11 protein-coding genes are annotated in these 14,492 nt (G+C 58.1%); 7 read left to right on the top strand and 4 right to left on the bottom strand.

The window, feature by feature from the left end:
- Positions 1–127: 127 nt before the first annotated feature.
- Complete coding sequence (locus VG146_19770; protein HEV2394596.1) at positions 128–1,279, bottom strand: RsmB/NOP family class I SAM-dependent RNA methyltransferase; 1,152 nt, start codon at positions 1,277–1,279, stop codon at positions 128–130.
- 50 nt (positions 1,280–1,329) lie between these two features.
- The gene (locus tag VG146_19765; protein HEV2394595.1) at positions 1,330–4,233 is read right to left on the bottom strand and encodes an aconitate hydratase; all 2,904 of its coding nucleotides are present in this window, start codon (positions 4,231–4,233) and stop codon (positions 1,330–1,332) included.
- 208 nt (positions 4,234–4,441) lie between these two features.
- Here VG146_19765 and VG146_19760 point away from each other — a divergent pair, with 208 nt between their 5' ends.
- Positions 4,442–5,116, top strand: a complete 675-nt coding sequence (locus VG146_19760) for an acyloxyacyl hydrolase (protein HEV2394594.1) — start codon at positions 4,442–4,444, stop codon at positions 5,114–5,116.
- 7 nt (positions 5,117–5,123) lie between these two features.
- On the opposite strand, the gene VG146_19755 is transcribed toward VG146_19760, so the two are convergent.
- Positions 5,124–5,750, bottom strand: a complete 627-nt coding sequence (locus VG146_19755) for a response regulator transcription factor (GenBank protein ID HEV2394593.1) — start codon at positions 5,748–5,750, stop codon at positions 5,124–5,126.
- Between the two features lie 77 nt (positions 5,751–5,827).
- Complete coding sequence (locus tag VG146_19750; protein HEV2394592.1) at positions 5,828–8,500, bottom strand: M1 family metallopeptidase; 2,673 nt, start codon at positions 8,498–8,500, stop codon at positions 5,828–5,830.
- Positions 8,501–8,624: 124 nt separating this feature from the next.
- On the opposite strand from VG146_19750, the gene VG146_19745 reads away from it, so the two are divergent.
- The 6 genes from VG146_19745 to VG146_19720 all read left to right on the top strand — a co-directional run bounded on the left by VG146_19745 (position 8,625) and on the right by VG146_19720 (position 14,451).
- Positions 8,625–9,605: a DUF3616 domain-containing protein gene (locus VG146_19745; protein HEV2394591.1), complete on the top strand. Its 981-nt coding sequence runs from the start codon at positions 8,625–8,627 to the stop codon at positions 9,603–9,605.
- 107 nt (positions 9,606–9,712) lie between these two features.
- The gene (locus VG146_19740) at positions 9,713–10,462 is read left to right on the top strand and encodes a thymidylate synthase (GenBank protein ID HEV2394590.1); all 750 of its coding nucleotides are present in this window, start codon (positions 9,713–9,715) and stop codon (positions 10,460–10,462) included.
- Entirely contained in the window at positions 10,462–11,844 is a 1,383-nt protein-coding gene (locus VG146_19735) for a radical SAM protein (GenBank protein HEV2394589.1), read from the top strand. Before VG146_19740 ends, VG146_19735 begins: the two co-directional genes overlap by 1 nt.
- On the top strand, positions 11,790–12,539 hold the full coding sequence (locus tag VG146_19730) for a deoxynucleoside kinase (GenBank protein HEV2394588.1): 750 nt from the start codon (positions 11,790–11,792) through the stop codon (positions 12,537–12,539). Before VG146_19735 ends, VG146_19730 begins: the two co-directional genes overlap by 55 nt.
- A complete protein-coding gene (locus tag VG146_19725; protein HEV2394587.1) occupies positions 12,533–13,750 on the top strand; it encodes a non-canonical purine NTP pyrophosphatase in 1,218 nt (405 codons plus the stop codon). The genes VG146_19730 and VG146_19725 overlap by 7 nt, the downstream gene beginning before the upstream one ends.
- Positions 13,747–14,451 carry a class I SAM-dependent methyltransferase gene (locus tag VG146_19720; GenBank protein ID HEV2394586.1) on the top strand — a complete coding sequence of 235 codons (705 nt, stop codon included), beginning with the start codon at positions 13,747–13,749 and terminating at the stop codon, positions 14,449–14,451. The genes VG146_19725 and VG146_19720 overlap by 4 nt, the downstream gene beginning before the upstream one ends.
- The last annotated feature ends 41 nt before the right edge of the window (positions 14,452–14,492 follow it).

The raw sequence follows: 14,492 nt of genomic DNA, 5'->3' as shown, positions 1-14,492 counted from the left end.
CCGACCGCAAAAAGAGGCGGCGCATTGCGGTGAATCGAAGGAACGTTCGTTTAGGGATCAGGCGCCGCACAGCCGCTAAAGTACCAGTTGCACACATTGGCATATTCGGTTTCTCAGTGTCTGTGTTTCAAATATACTTTCCTTGGCGCTGCGTCCGTGTCCAAGCGGCGACGAACATACCGTTCCCTCCGAACCGTTCGGGCTTGAAATACCATTGAGCCGCCGCTGGGAGACCGGGGTCCAGGGGATTACGGATTTCAAACGGTGCAAAGGCTGGACATTCCTTTTCAAATTTTGCGGCCACATCCGCCGTTTCAGGCCGAGTTAAGGAGCAAACGGCATAGATAAACTTGCCGCGGGGTTTTAGAACAGCAGCGGCAGAGCAGAGAAGTTCTTCCTGCAAGAGAGCGAGTTCTTGAAGGTCGCTGGGAGTAGTTGTCCAGCGGGCATGCGGGTTGCGATGCCAGGTGCCTGTGCCGGAGCAAGGCGCGTCGATGAGGACGCCATCGAATTTGGTTTTGGTTGGCAACCGCGCGGTCTGAGACCAGAGGGCGGCCCGATAATTAAAAACCCCTGCCCGTGCGGCCCGGCGCTTGAGCCGCTGCAATCGCCACGGCGCCTTGTCAGTCGCCCAGATTAATCCCCGGTTCTGCATAAGATCGGAAAGGTGCAACGTTTTACCCCCTTCTCCTGCGCAGGCATCCCACCAGGTTTCACCCGGCTGCGGAGCGCAGAGGAGACCAACGGCTTGGGAACTGAGGTCTTGGAGTTCGAATTTTCCGGTGTGAAATTCAGGGATAAGAAACAAGTCCCGGTCTCCTTGGTATTCCAGGGTATCGGCGAGCGGCCCGTCACCGAAAGGGCGGCATTGGCCGAGGCTTTTGCACAAGGCGATGCCCTGGGCTGGCCGAGCGCGCAACCAGAGCCTGGGGGCGGTTTGCAGGGCGCGCGCCCAGGCGGGCGTAATGGTCATGTAATCAGCCAACCATTCCGGCACCGCCAGAGCGACCAGCTCGGCGTCCGTAAAGCTTGCCGGCTGATTCTGGAACCGTTCAGCGAGACTCAAGGCGTGCTCGATTTGACTGGTGAGCGGCTGGTGTGGGTCCAGCCATCGCAGCCATCGGTAAAAAGCGAAGACCGCATGGCTGACCTGGGCGGTGGATTGAGCGGGCAAAAAGCGCTGGCCCTTGAGGTCCTGGCGCAGCACCGCATCGGCCGGGTGCTCGCGGTCGGCTCGCGCAATCACGCGCTCAGCAAAGCGGAGCAGGTCCGCCGTCATAGCGCTCACCGCCCTGGGAGCTCGGGGTTCTGCGCGCGATGGGCGGTCCTTCACCGTTTGGCGCCCGGGCTCTGCGCTGCAATCAATTGGCGCAGGACGTAAGGCAAAATGCCGCCATGCTGGTAGTAATCGATTTCGATGGGGGTATCAATTCGGCACGTGACCGGGATGGTCTGGGCCTGTCCTCCAGCGCGTGTGATGCGCAGTTGAAGGTCCTGCTGCGGCTTGAGTCCGTGCCCCAAGCCCAGGACGTCATAGGTCTCGGTGCCATCGAGATGAAGGCCTTGCGCGTTAATGCCCTCCTTGAATTGGAGCGGCAACACCCCCATGCCAACCAGGTTCGACCGATGAATCCGCTCGAAACTTTGGGCGACGACTGCTTTGACCCCAAGCAATGCGGTCCCTTTGGCGGCCCAATCGCGCGAGCTACCGGTGCCGTATTCCTGTCCGGCCAGGATGATGAGGGGAGTGCCCTCCTGCTGGTAGGCCATGGCGGCATCAAAAATGGGAACGACCTGGTCTGAGGCAAAGCGCCCGGTTTTGGCGTAGCATTTGGTGACACCACCCTCAGTGCCGGGGACCATTAGATTCTTAATCCGCACATTAGCGAAAGTGCCGCGGGTCATGACACGGTCGTTGCCGCGCCGTGAACCGTAGCTGTTGAAATCTGCGAAGCCGACTCCCTTTTCGAGCAGGTACTGGCCAGCGGGGGAAGTCTTTTTGATGCTGCCGGCGGGGGAAATATGATCGGTAGTGACACTATCGCTAAAAATGCCCAAAGCGCGGGCGCCCTTAATCTCGAGCATCTGGCCCGGTTGCAGGTTGAACTCCTTGAAGAAAGGCGGCTCCTGGATATAGGTGCTGTCCGCTTCCCAGGGGTAAACGTCTCCGGAGCGGGAGGGGATTTCGTTCCATTTGGGATTTTGGGCGGCGAAATCGTGATAAAGCTGCCGAAACACTTCCGGTTTCAAAGCGGATTGGAGCAGGTCACGAACTTCCTGCAGAGTAGGCCAGATGTCTTTTAAATAGACCTCGCGCCCGTCCTTTCCTTTCCCCAACGGTTGGCGGCTCAGGTCGATATCGACCCGGCCCGCCAAAGCAAACGCTACCACCAATGGGGGAGACATCAGGAAATTGGCTTTAATGCTTTGATGCACGCGCGCCTCGAAATTGCGGTTGCCCGACAAAACAGAAGCGGCAACCAGATCGTATTTGCCGATGGCCTCATCGACGGGTGCGGGCAATGGGCCGGAGTTGCCGATGCAGGTGGTGCAACCGTAACCCACCAGATTAAACCCAAGCTTATCCAGGTAAGGCTGGAGGCCGGTTTTGGCGAGATAATCGGTGACAACCCTCGAACCAGGGGCCAGAGAGGTTTTGATGAGCGGGTTCACCATCAAGCCGCGTTCGACCGCCTTTTTGGCCAGCAACCCAGCCGCCAACATCACGGAGGGGTTACTTGTATTTGTACAACTGGTGATGGCGGCGATTAACACGCTCCCATGGTGGATTTCTCCCTCGCATTTCGGAGCTCCCCCGGCAAGTGTATCGGGGGTCGGGCGGTTATTGGCCATCTCCAATTCGGTGAGCGGATTGGTATTGCTGGTTCGCGCCTTTTGGCCTGCGACCGGTTCCTGGCTGCCGCCCCCCGAAGCGAAGCCGTCATCCAGTTTAACTGAAAAGGACTTTGCCAGGTCCGCTGAGGTTTTGCCAAAACCGTTTTCGCTCAAGGGCCGCGCAAAAGCGGAAACGAATTCGTTGCGCAGGTTTGGCAACTCGATACGGTCCTGCGGGCGTTTGGGCCCCGCGACGCTGGGAACCACGCTCGCCAAGTCCAGCTCCAGGTCCACAGAATACTCAAGCTGCCCCTTCTGCGGCATTCCGAAAAGGCCCTGCGCGCGATAGTAATTCTCGTAAGCGCGGCAGAGTTCTTGGGTGCGGCCTGTGGCCACGAGGTAGGCGACGCATTCCCCATCAATGGGGAAGAAGCCCATCGTAGCACCGTATTCGGGGGCCATGTTTGCAATGGTTGCCCGATCAACCACTGGAAGCGCAGCCGCCCCCGGTCCGTAAAACTCGACGAATTTTCCGACCACCTTCGCTTTGCGCAGCATCTGGGTGACCGTCAAGGCCAGGTCGGTCGCCGTCACCCCTTCGCGAAGCGAGCCGGTCAGATGCACACCCACCACGTCAGGGGTTAAAAAATAGACCGGCTGGCCCAACATGCCCGCCTCCGCTTCGATTCCCCCAACGCCCCAGCCGACGATGCCCAGACCATTAATCATTGTGGTGTGCGAATCGGTGCCAACCAAAGTGTCGGGATAGAACAGCTCCGAAGCTGCGGAATTGACAGACACCTGAGAAGAAAGAACACCCTTGGCGAGATACTCCAGGTTCACCTGGTGGACGATGCCGATACCGGGCGGCACTACCTTGAAGGTATCGAAGGCCTGCATGCCCCATTTGAGAAACTGATAACGCTCACGATTACGTTGGAATTCCATATCCAGATTACGGCGCAATGCCTCTGGCGAGCCGTAGAAATCGACCTGGACAGAATGGTCCACAACGAGGTCCACCGGCACCAGGGGTTCGATGAGTTTGGGATTCTTATTCAGCCGGGCAACGGCCGAGCGCATCGCTGCCAGGTCCACCAACAATGGAACACCGGTAAAATCCTGCAATACGATGCGGGCCACCACAAATGGGATTTCTTCGGTGCGCGGGGCTTTGGCCTTCCAATTGGCCAAAGACCGAACATTTTGCTCGGTGATGCGCCTGCCGTCACAATTGCGCAGCACGGATTCCAGCACGAGCCGGATTGAAACCGGGAGTCTCGAGACCGGGCCTGTCCCCGCCCGGTCCAGATGCGGCAATGAATAAAACAGGGCTTGTTGCCCGCCGCCCGCATCGAATGACTGCAAGGCGCCAAAGGTATTATCTGCGCTTTTCATAAATTCTCGACTTAACAAAGGAACACCTGCCCGACACAAAAATTTGGGGCTTTAGCGCCTGAGCGTCAAGCGCGCGTGGAAGTAATTAATGCGAATGGATAAGATGCGTCATTTGACTAAAGAGCGATTGGGTGTAAAGGAGGGTACCGGATGTAAGAGTCGAATCAGAAGCAAGCAGAACGTTAGGGGAAACAGGGTTATTATCACGATGAGAGATTCAGGGGCGTTGACCAGCAGTTTGGCCGTCGTGTTGGCATTCATCGTGCATTGCTCGCCTGGCGCTGAACCCCAGCCTTCATTCCCGGCCACAAGTTCTGGCCCGGCTTCCTTCAACGCTCCCGGCCCGTCTATCTGGCCGGAAGGTATTGGTAATGGTTTTGACCCCGCAGTACAAACATTAGGCATCAGTGCCGCAGGGGGCGCTGGTATCGCCGCTTTTGGCAGCGCTCAGGCCCATGACTTAGCGTTCTTGAGCCTTTCTTACGGGCACATGATTGGCCGCATCATGGGCAAGGGCGCCTGGTATCGGGGCAACTGGGAACTTCGGCTTGAGGCATTTGGAGGAGCGCAGTTCTCGCCAGACAGCAATTGGTTGTTTGGGCTCACGCCGCACTTGCGCTACAACTTCGCCACCGGAACACGATTCGTGCCTTTCCTGGATGGGGGCGCCGGGTTGACGGCGACCGGGATAGGGCCGCCGGATTTGAGCAACACCTTTGAGTTTAATCTACAAGGCGGAGTGGGCGTACACTGGTTCGTGGGCGATGAGATGGCGCTCACCCTCGAAGGCCGATACCTCCACCTGTCCTGCGCGGGGCTGAGCCAGCCCAACCAGGGTTTGAACACCGTGCTGGGGCTGGTGGGTGTGACCTTTTTTTTCTAGCCTTTCCTCACCGCTTCAGGAACTTGGCCACTGCTTCGGTGCGGGTCCGGACCTGGAGCTTCTCGTAAATGCGGCGGATATAGGTATGAACGGTCTCGTAACTGATGCCCAGTTTCTCAGCGATTTCCTTGTATAAAAACCCCTGGCTCAAACAATCCAGGACCTCCTGTTCGCGCTCGGAAAGATTCTCGGTCGGTTTTGCGGAAGGGCCAGCCCGCTGGAAGGACTGGGTGACCTTGCGGGCGATGTGGGTAGTCATGGGTGAACCGCCCCTTTGAACCTCGCGAATGGCCTCGATGAGTTCAGCGCTCTTGGTGCGCTTGAGCAGATAGCCGGCGGCCCCGGCCGCCAGAGCGTTGAAGATGTTTTCCGTATCCTCGTAAACGGTGAGCATGACGACCTGAGTTTCCGGGGTGACAACCTTAAGACGGCGAACGCATTCGACGCCATTGATGCCGGGCAGGTTGATGTCCATCAGAACTACTTGCGGGTGCTCCTTGGGGATGCCTTCGAGAGCCGATTCGGCGTCGGGATATTGGGTCAGGCATTTGAACCCCTCAGCCCGCCCGAGCACCCGTGCGAGCGTGGCGCGCAACTGCTCATTATCTTCAACAATGGAAACGGTGATAGACACGGGCAACTGGGCGACTCATAGCCGGTGTCGGCGGGCGAGTCAATATTTCGCAGATTTTACAAACAGCCTCTTAACATTCACCCGGAAGATTTCGGGCTTGAAACTTTCTCTTTTTGGCTCCGTCTGGCCGGGTGGGAGGTTAACTCTGCTTCCACTCGTTTGTTTAAGTCTTCAATTCTCTTGAGCAAGTCCCGGTTGGCTTTTTCCAGGTCCAACACCTCCCTGCGCAGGTTTTTGAAATCATCGACCGGTTTGCGCCCGGCCCGAAGGGTGGCAATGGCCTGGTCGGCGGCGGAGCCTTCGGGGGTGGTCTGGGGAGCCGAAGTAAAGGTCTCAAGGAGGGCGATGGCCTTCGGATCGCCTAAAGTGCCCAGCGCATTAATGGCCGCCAGTTGGACGGTCTTTCGCTTATCGTTGACATAGCCGGCAAGGAACTGCCGCACGTTATCTTTTGTATCATTGTTGCGCGCCAGGCAGGCCAGCGCCGCAAGCCCTTGCCCAAAGCCGCGGCTGGTGAAGGCCGATTCCTGCTTGGCCAGCGCTTCGAGCAAAGGCGGGATATAAGCCGGGTCATCCTGCTGGCGCGCTGCGCTGATGGCAGCGTCCGCCAACTCGTTGCGGTATGAGCCCGTGTCCAGCAACTTCAGCACCGCTTCACGGACTTCGGGTTTGTTATAGCCTGCCATGCCGCGAATATCTTGCGAGAGGATGACTGGATTTTTTTCCTCGCTTAACCGTTGGCGGGCGAAGTCATAGGCCTTCTGGTCGTAGAATCCGTCAATAGCCGATGCGACCCATTCGCGGACGCGCGCGTCGGGCTGGAGCGTGGAGGCGAGCAGGGCATTGAGGGCTTCATCGGTGTGGATGGAGCGCAGCGCGCGGGCGGCCTCGATGCGCACCCCATAAAAGCCATCGTGGTTGAGCGTCTCCTGGAGCTTGGCGATAACACCCTTATCGGTTTTGGTTGAAAATTGTTCGATGGCGAGCAAGCGGCCTATCACATCCTCTTTATCGGCTAATTGCGCGTAGAGCATTGGTCTGGGCACCGTGAATTGAATCCTGGCCAGCAGCGTGTATTCAGGGTCCACCCGCACCAGTTCAGGCGCCGCACTTAAAGGGAAGTAAAAGTCCTCCTGCTTTTTGGTAACCTCGATGGGAGCATTGGAGGTCCCGAAGCTGCTCTTAAAGCGAATTGTCAGCGGGAAATTGAACAGGAGGACATCCGAATTGATTTCCTGGACCTGGCGAATGGAGATTTTGGCCAGCTTCGTCAGGTCATCCCAGTCATAGTTGATTTCCAGCTCAGGCTGGCGCCCGTGATAGAGCCATTGATCGAAGAACTGGTCGAAGGACCGGCCCGAGAGTTCCTCGATCACTGACCGAAGGTCATCGGTGACAACATTGCCGTATTGGTGACGCCGGAGGTAGGTTTTGATGCAGCGGCGGTACAGGCCCTCGCCCAGTTGGCACCGGAGCATGTGGAGCACCCAGGCTGCTTTGGGATAGGCCAGATAATCGAACATCTCGCCCGGTTGATTGTAATTGCGCCGCACGATAGCCCTCGAATCATTCGTGGTCCCGGTGATTTGCCGCGCCCGCTGGAACAACTCATAGAGCATCGCGTCGCGTCCATGTTTATGGCCGTTGTACAACGTCTCATAAAAGGTGGCAAAGCCCTCATTCAGCCAGATGTGGCTCCAATCCTTGCAGGTGACCAGGTCCCCGAACCATTGGTGGGCCATCTCATGCGCTATCAGAGACTCGCTCGAGCGGATATTCTCCGTCGCATCGGTGAATAATGTCCGGTCCGTCAGGGTCGTGGCGCTGGTGTTCTCCATGCCGCCGGCCACGAAATCATTGACGCAAACCTGGTCGTATTTGTCCCACGGAAACGGCACGCCGATTTCCCTGTTGTAGAACTCCATGATGTCCTTTGTTCCATGAAAGGAATTGCGCGCTTCGTTGAATTCGGAGGGGGGCGTAAAAAAGGCAAGAGGCACATTGCCGTACTTGTCATCGAGTTCCTTGAAATAGCCTGCGACCAATGAAATCAGGTAGTTCGAGTGAGACTTTTCCTGTGACCAATGAATCACGTTCAACCCGGTTGCCGGGTCTTTGCTTTGGGAAACCAGCCGGCCATTGGAAATGGCCGTCATCCCCTCGGGGACGCGGCAAGTGATTTCCGAAGTCAGCCGCTGGTTGGGCGAATCCATGCACGGATACCAATGGCGCGCCTCTATCTCTTCTCCTTGCGAAAACAAGTGGGTGTCGCCTGGTTTGTATCCCATTTCGGGCGTGCGGAAGTACAGGCCCTGCTCGGGATGGGCGGAATACGCCACGGTCATCGAGGCCTCGGTATCGGCCGGCAATGCTTTTGTAAAAATCACAATCAACTTGTCCTCCGTTAAATGCCAGGCCAGCACGCCGATCGTCGCGGTCACCGAGTGGACGTCCAGGCCGACGCTGTCCAGTTTCACCTGCTGGAGCGGTTGGGCGATGGCTTTGAAACGAATCGTCGCGGTCGCCTCGATCGAGCGCTCGTGGAAATCGGGTGTTACATCCAATGCCAGGTGGATGATCTGCGGCTCGCGGTCGGGTGCGTATTGACGGACCCCCAGGGCCTGAGGCGGCGCCAGGAACGTGGCGGACTTGATGCATTGGATGGAATCGGCCCCTGTCTCGGCTTGGAGCGGCAGCGGGAGCAGCACTGTCAGCGCCGTTGCCATGGCCGCTATCATTATATTTTTCATTATTAAGAGAATGTCCTGTCTAGCATAAGCGGCCTTGGCTTGAAAGCAGAACCTGACTGCAGTCAGTCGTTTGATGTCGTTTGATGTTCTTGTGTTCTAAGGATGGAGCAGTCAAAGTGCGCCCGTGCGAACATGGTGGCTGCTTTTCCTGGGGCTGTGGCTCCCCGCCGCGGCAGGAGAGAGGTACCACCTGATCAGGCCGATGCAGTACAGCGGGATGGCGGATGCCTCCGGGGCTGTGGCGGTTAGTTCCAATCTGTTTGTTGCCGCAGATGATGAAGACAACACTCTGCGGCTTTATCGCAGCGACCAACCCGGCCCGCCGCTGAAGGAATTCGATTGCAATGCTTTCCTCGAAGTCACCGGCAGATTCCCCGAAGCCGACCTCGAGGCCGGCGCGCGTCTTGGGGACCGTGCCTTTTGGATTGGGTCACATGGGCGCAATCGTTCCGGCAAAGAACGGACAAACCGTTGCCGGTTATTTGCAACAGACATCCAGGTCGCCGGCGATCAGGTGACCCTTACTCCCGCCGGCAAACCCTACAAATCGCTCCTGGATGATTTGATCAACGATTCCCGCTTTGACCGCTTTCATTTTGCCGCGGCCGCCTTGAGAATTCCAAAAGAACGGGATGCCCTGAATATCGAAGGGCTTTCCGGGACAGCGGAGGGGCGCCTGCTCATTGGTTTTCGCAACCCGGTTCCGGATGGAAAGGCGTTGCTCATTCCTTTGTTGAATCCGAACCGGGTTATCGAGGGCGAACGGGCACGGTTAGGCGACGCGATTCTGCTGGACCTCGATGGGCTGGGGATACGCGACATTGCATTTTATAATGGGGTTTTTGTCATTATCGCGGGGCCGTACGACGGTGGCTTTCCGTTTCATCTTTATCTCTGGGACGGGCGCAGCTCTTCCCCCAAACGCCTGAAGATAAATCACCTGAACCGCTATCATCCCGAGGCCCTCGTCATTTATCCAGAAATGGGTTTAAAGCAAATTCAAATCCTAAGCGACGACGGCAAACAGGTGCGCGACGGTGTCATCCAACATGAACTGCCGTTTCCGCAGAGGACCTTTCGCAGCTTTTGGGTTAAAGATTATTAGCCGCGCAGAAAACGCAGAGAGACCAAACAGCATTGTCATTCTTTAAGGTTGACTTCTGATACGGCTGGTTCAAGCTTCTGCGATATAAGCCCTTGAGTGAACCGATTGTGAGCCAGCAATGCAGCATCTCCCCCGTGGATGGGTCGGTGAAATTATCCGGGAACGTCCGGAACTCATTTCCCAGCAATACCCAGCAGTCAGGCGGATTCTTCCAGACGGTTCCAAACCCAGTGCGCTTCCAGGCGCTGGGCCAGACTTGGGTCAATTTGGTGAATCGAACGCTGCACTTAGGCGCGGAAATGGGAGTCGAGGGCCTCGAGTTGTTGGGGGTCGAAGTCGGGTTCGGAGCGGTCAATTCAGGTGATGAGGTGATCGACCGTTGGGGGGACTGCCAGATGATAGCCCAGATGGAACGGGTTTTCTTCACCGAGGGCGCCAATCCGCTGGGCCACAGCTATGCGAAGTTACTGCGCGGGCCTGAGGGCCGGCAAGATTTGGGGGATGTCATATCCCTGCTGCGCCAGGAACCGTGGAGCAAACGGGCGGTGGTCACCTTCTGCGGTGATGGCAATGGCAAAGTGCCCTGCCTAAACACACTTCAATTCCTGGTGCGCCACAATGCCCTGCACACGATGTACTTTGCCAGAGGCCAGGACGCGTTCAGGAAATTTTACGCCGACGGTCTTTGCGTAGGGCGCATGGCCCGGCAAGTAGCCGAAGGCCTTGGACTCAAGGCGGGGGACGTTCGGGGCTGGATCGGTTCAAGCCATATCTACCATAGGGACCGGCCAGCAATCGAGCAGATGCTCGATGGAGCCCGCGACTGGATTGGCGCCGCATCGGAAGGAGGCCATTGATGCGCGTTTTGTTTGCCGTGCCGCGCTCGTATAATCCCAAACAGATGTATCGGGAATATCCTTTGGGCGTCGGTTTCCTGGGCACACTCCTTCAGTCGAATGGTCACGAGGTCCGCATCTTCGACCAGAACGTCGAGGGCCTCGAGGACTCCAAGTTGTTCCAGCAAATTGCCGAGTTCCAACCGGCTGTGGTGGGTTTCTCGGTTATCACGCCGAACTACCCGGTCGCCCGCAAACAGATTAGCCGGCTCAAACAGGAACAGCCGCACACTCGGATTCTGGCCGGCGGGGTCCATGCGACTTTGTTCCCTGAGGACTTGCTCGAAGAGGGGGCCGACGTAGTGGTGCTGGGAGAAGGCGAACCGGTCATAACGGAGTTGCTGCGAAGAATGGAATCGGGAGAGGACCTGTCGGCAGTAAAGGGCCTGGTGTTTCGGGGGCCTAACGGGAAGGTAACTCGAACGGAAGGCCGCCTGCAAACCGCCGCCCTGGACGATTTGCCGCTGGTGGATCGCAGCCTGTATAACTTGCCTCGCTATACGCATCATTCCATGCTGGCCTCCCGCGGCTGTCCGCATCACTGCGCCTTCTGCTGCAATTACACGGGAACGGTCCGCAGCGACGGGGTGGCCATCCGGCAACACGAGCGGGTCATTGCCGAGATCGAGCACCTGCGGGATCGTTACGGAGCGCGCGAAATCTTTTTTGCGGATGATATTTTTCTGCTGCGCAAGGCGGATATATTGCATTTCTGCCGCGCGTATGCGGAGCGAAGGATAGGGGTCCGCTGGATTGGGCAAATGCGGGCCGACCGTGTGGACTCGACCATCGCCGAGGCGATGGCCGCAGCCGAATGCCAGCGGGTCTATTTCGGCGTTGAATCCGGCTCAGACCGGGTTTTACAGAATGCCAGGAAAGGGATGACCACCGACCAGATTCGGCGTGGGATTCGCGCGGCGATAGCGGCTGGGTTGCGAGTAAAGACCGGCTGGATTTATGGCCTGCCCGGGACTCTCGAAGAGCAATACCAATCCATTCCCTTCATGCTCGACCTGCGCCCACACGAAATCTCTATTCACCAACTCATTCCGTTCCCCGGTACCATTTATTATTCTGAGCCTGCCCGCTTTGGCATCCGCATCGCCAACCCGAAAGGCTTTGAAAGCTTTTGCTACGGCGGATTGGACGGGGACATTCAGTTCGATTATCTGAGCCACGAACAACTGCTGCAGTTGCTCGAAGATACTGTCCAGGCGCTCGAAGCCGCCGGGTATGTCAGCAGCGACCAGGCTGGGCCGGGTGCGGAGTATATTTATACCACGCCGCTGTGCCGCAACTCGATGAACGTGTTTCGTCCCACGGCGCCGATGCTGGCGGCATGACTCCCATGCCCCCTGGCGAGTCCGCCCAGCAGGACCTCGCACAATACCGCGCCGCGTTAAAGGGCATGGCGCTGCCGCAGTTTGCAGGACGGGACTCGCGCCCGTTTGTTGTCGCCTTCGAAGGAGCCAATGGCGCAGGCAAGAGTACTCTTTGCCGGTCGTTGGCAGGCGCATTGGGCGTCCCGTCCTGCCTCGGAACAGACGCGGCCTGGTTTAGCGAGCCGTTCAAAGCCCGAATGATTCGGGACGCCGAATGGTACGCCTCTGCGATGTTTTTTTTGAGCGGTTGTTTTGAGCAGATGCGCCTGCTGCGTGGCCTGGCGGCCCCGGTGGTCATAATGGATCGCTGTCTGTGGTCCACGCTGGCCGTGCATGCCGCCGAGAGCGTGGCCCGCCTCGAGAAGCTCCTGTGCATGCTGCGGCCAATCGCCATCGAAGTCCAGGCGCCGGACCTGACGATTGTGTTGGATGCGTCTTTTGCGACGTGCCAATCGAGGATTGCCCGCAAAGCCGGGGCCGCGCGCGCTCTGGATGAATTAACCGCCCAACCCGCCTTCCACGCCCGCGAACAGGAATTCTATCGCTGGCTGGCAAAAGAAAATTCTACCCTCCTGTTCCTGGATGTGGACCAGGCGGCGCCCGGCCACGTCGCCGCCCGGGCTCTGGAACTCATCCGGCAGAAAATCCCATGTTGACGCTGGTCACCTCCAACCCGGCCAAGTACGCCCCTTTTAAACAGGACCTCGACCGGTTGCGTATTTGCATTGAGCGGCCACACGCGCCCCTTCCGGAACTCCAAAGCCTTAGCTTCGCAGAAAACCTTGCTGCTAAGGCGCGGGCAGCCGCAGCCATGTTTGGCCGACCCGTCCTGGTCGATGACGCGGGGGTGGTGCTCGAGGAGTACGCGCCCTTTCCCGGACCGCTTACCTCGACAGTAATCAAAAGCCTCGGTATCCCGGGCCTCCAGCGCCTCTTAGCCGGGGCATCAAACCGGGCCAGAATGGAATGCCATCTCGGCTGCTGGATGGACGAACGGCTCCGAAGCTGGAACGGCCAGATCGAGGGCCGCATCGACTTCACCCACCGACCGCGCGATGGGAGAATGATTCTTTCGGATTTATTTGTCCCAGACGAGCAGGCGGAACACGGCCGCCTGGCGCATCGAGCCCGCGCGCTGGCCTCGTTGAAAGGGGCCGCTTTCGAGTTGCACTTGCAAGCAGCCCAGGCAAGCGCCCCTCAGATAATCCCCTGCCCGGCAGCAACCGGCTATGAATGTCCTTTTTGCGCCGAATTCGACCAGGACGGCCCGAGCATCTTTCAGGAGATGATGGGCGACCGGTTGGTCTCCAGAATCGTTTATGAAGACGAGCATTTCATCGTAATGCCGCCTTTGGGCGAGTTCATGGAAGGAGGTCTGTTGGTGCTGACGCGAGCGCACGTCCTGTCCCTTGCGCACGTGGAAGATGCGCTGTTGGGCCATCTGGAACGTCTGCTCAAGGCGATCGGGGGAGCAGTGCAGAAAAGGTGGGGCGTGGCTCCGCTTGTGTTCGAACATGGTCCGGCTCCGCAGTGGGGCAAAGGTGTGTGCTGTGTCGATCATGCCCATTTGAACGTCTTTCCTGCCGTGGTCCAGGTCTATCCGCACCTCGCTGAGCGCATGAGCTTTCCCATCGGCGCTCTTTCTGAACTGTCCCAGCTCCGCCATGCTGAATTCGGCTATCTCCTGGTTCAGGAAAATGATGGCACGCGTTTGGCCTATGATGGGAAGGATGTCCCCACTCAATTGGTGCGCCGAATCATTTGCGACGCCATTGGGCTGCCCGAGCGCTGGCACTGGCGGGATTACCCAGGCGCAAGCGAGTTGGTGGCCACTTTCAACGCGGTGAACGGACAGATTCACCTGTGAAACGCAGCGGAAAGTTCGGGAGCCGGGATTCGTCGGACGCCCAGGCGCTCAGGTCTTCCCGGCTCTACGAAGGCCGCCAGGTGGCGGCGATCGCCGCGCGTTGGGATGCCCGAGCGGCAGAGTGGGACAGCACCCTGAACCAGGCCGAGTGCCATCTAAATGAGGACGCGGCCTATGCCCGCTTTCTGCGCCAAGTTCATCGGGTGATTGAATCACGACGCGCCTTTTGTCGCAGACACGGCGTCATTGATGCCGGTTGTGGCACGGGCCTGGTTCTGGCGGAGGTTCTCTCCTCATTCGCCTGGGGCATTGGGGTCGATGTGAGCCGACAAATGCTCGCAATGGCGCGGCGGAAGAGAATCCCTAACGCCAGGTTCCTCCAGGGTGATTGTTTCCGGCTAGCCGCCCTCTGCCCCAAAGCCGGAGCAGTCCTCTCAAGAGGCGTCCTGCTATCCCATTACGGGCGGCAACATAGTGAAGCCCTGCTCCGAGCGGCAAAAGAAGCCCTTGTTCCAAGAGGCTTTCTCATTTTTGATTTTCTCAATCAGGCGGCTCGCTCGAAATTCCAGCATGCCCCGGAGGAGAAGGCCTGGTTTTCCGCAGAAGAAATCTTAGCCCAGGCGCAGCGGGCCGGCTTGGGTACAGCGCGGGTGTTGGGAGGGGGGTCCCGTCGGGTGTTGGTTCTTGTGGCTTCAAAATGATTGACTCCTGACAACAGAATTGTTACCTTTGTGTTAAATGT

The sequence above is a fragment of the Verrucomicrobiia bacterium genome (assembly GCA_035946615.1).
Taxonomy (GTDB): Bacteria; Verrucomicrobiota; Verrucomicrobiia; order Limisphaerales; family UBA8199; genus DASYZB01.
Note: the sequence above shows the minus strand (reverse complement) of the source record. Positions and strands in the feature narration are given on the sequence as shown.

What these genes read in the sequence shown, in the direction of transcription:
- VG146_19770 (HEV2394596.1), bottom strand. Translation starts at nt 1,279, where the DNA reads ATGACGGCGGACCTGCTCCGCTTTGCTGAGCGCGTGATTGCGCGAGCC.
- VG146_19765 (HEV2394595.1), bottom strand. Translation starts at nt 4,233, where the DNA reads ATGAAAAGCGCAGATAATACCTTTGGCGCCTTGCAGTCATTCGATGCG.
- VG146_19760 (HEV2394594.1), top strand. Translation starts at nt 4,442, where the DNA reads ATGAGAGATTCAGGGGCGTTGACCAGCAGTTTGGCCGTCGTGTTGGCA.
- VG146_19750 (HEV2394592.1), bottom strand. Translation starts at nt 8,500, where the DNA reads ATGAAAAATATAATGATAGCGGCCATGGCAACGGCGCTGACAGTGCTG.
- VG146_19735 (HEV2394589.1), top strand. Translation starts at nt 10,462, where the DNA reads ATGCGCGTTTTGTTTGCCGTGCCGCGCTCGTATAATCCCAAACAGATG.
- VG146_19725 (HEV2394587.1), top strand. Translation starts at nt 12,533, where the DNA reads ATGTTGACGCTGGTCACCTCCAACCCGGCCAAGTACGCCCCTTTTAAA.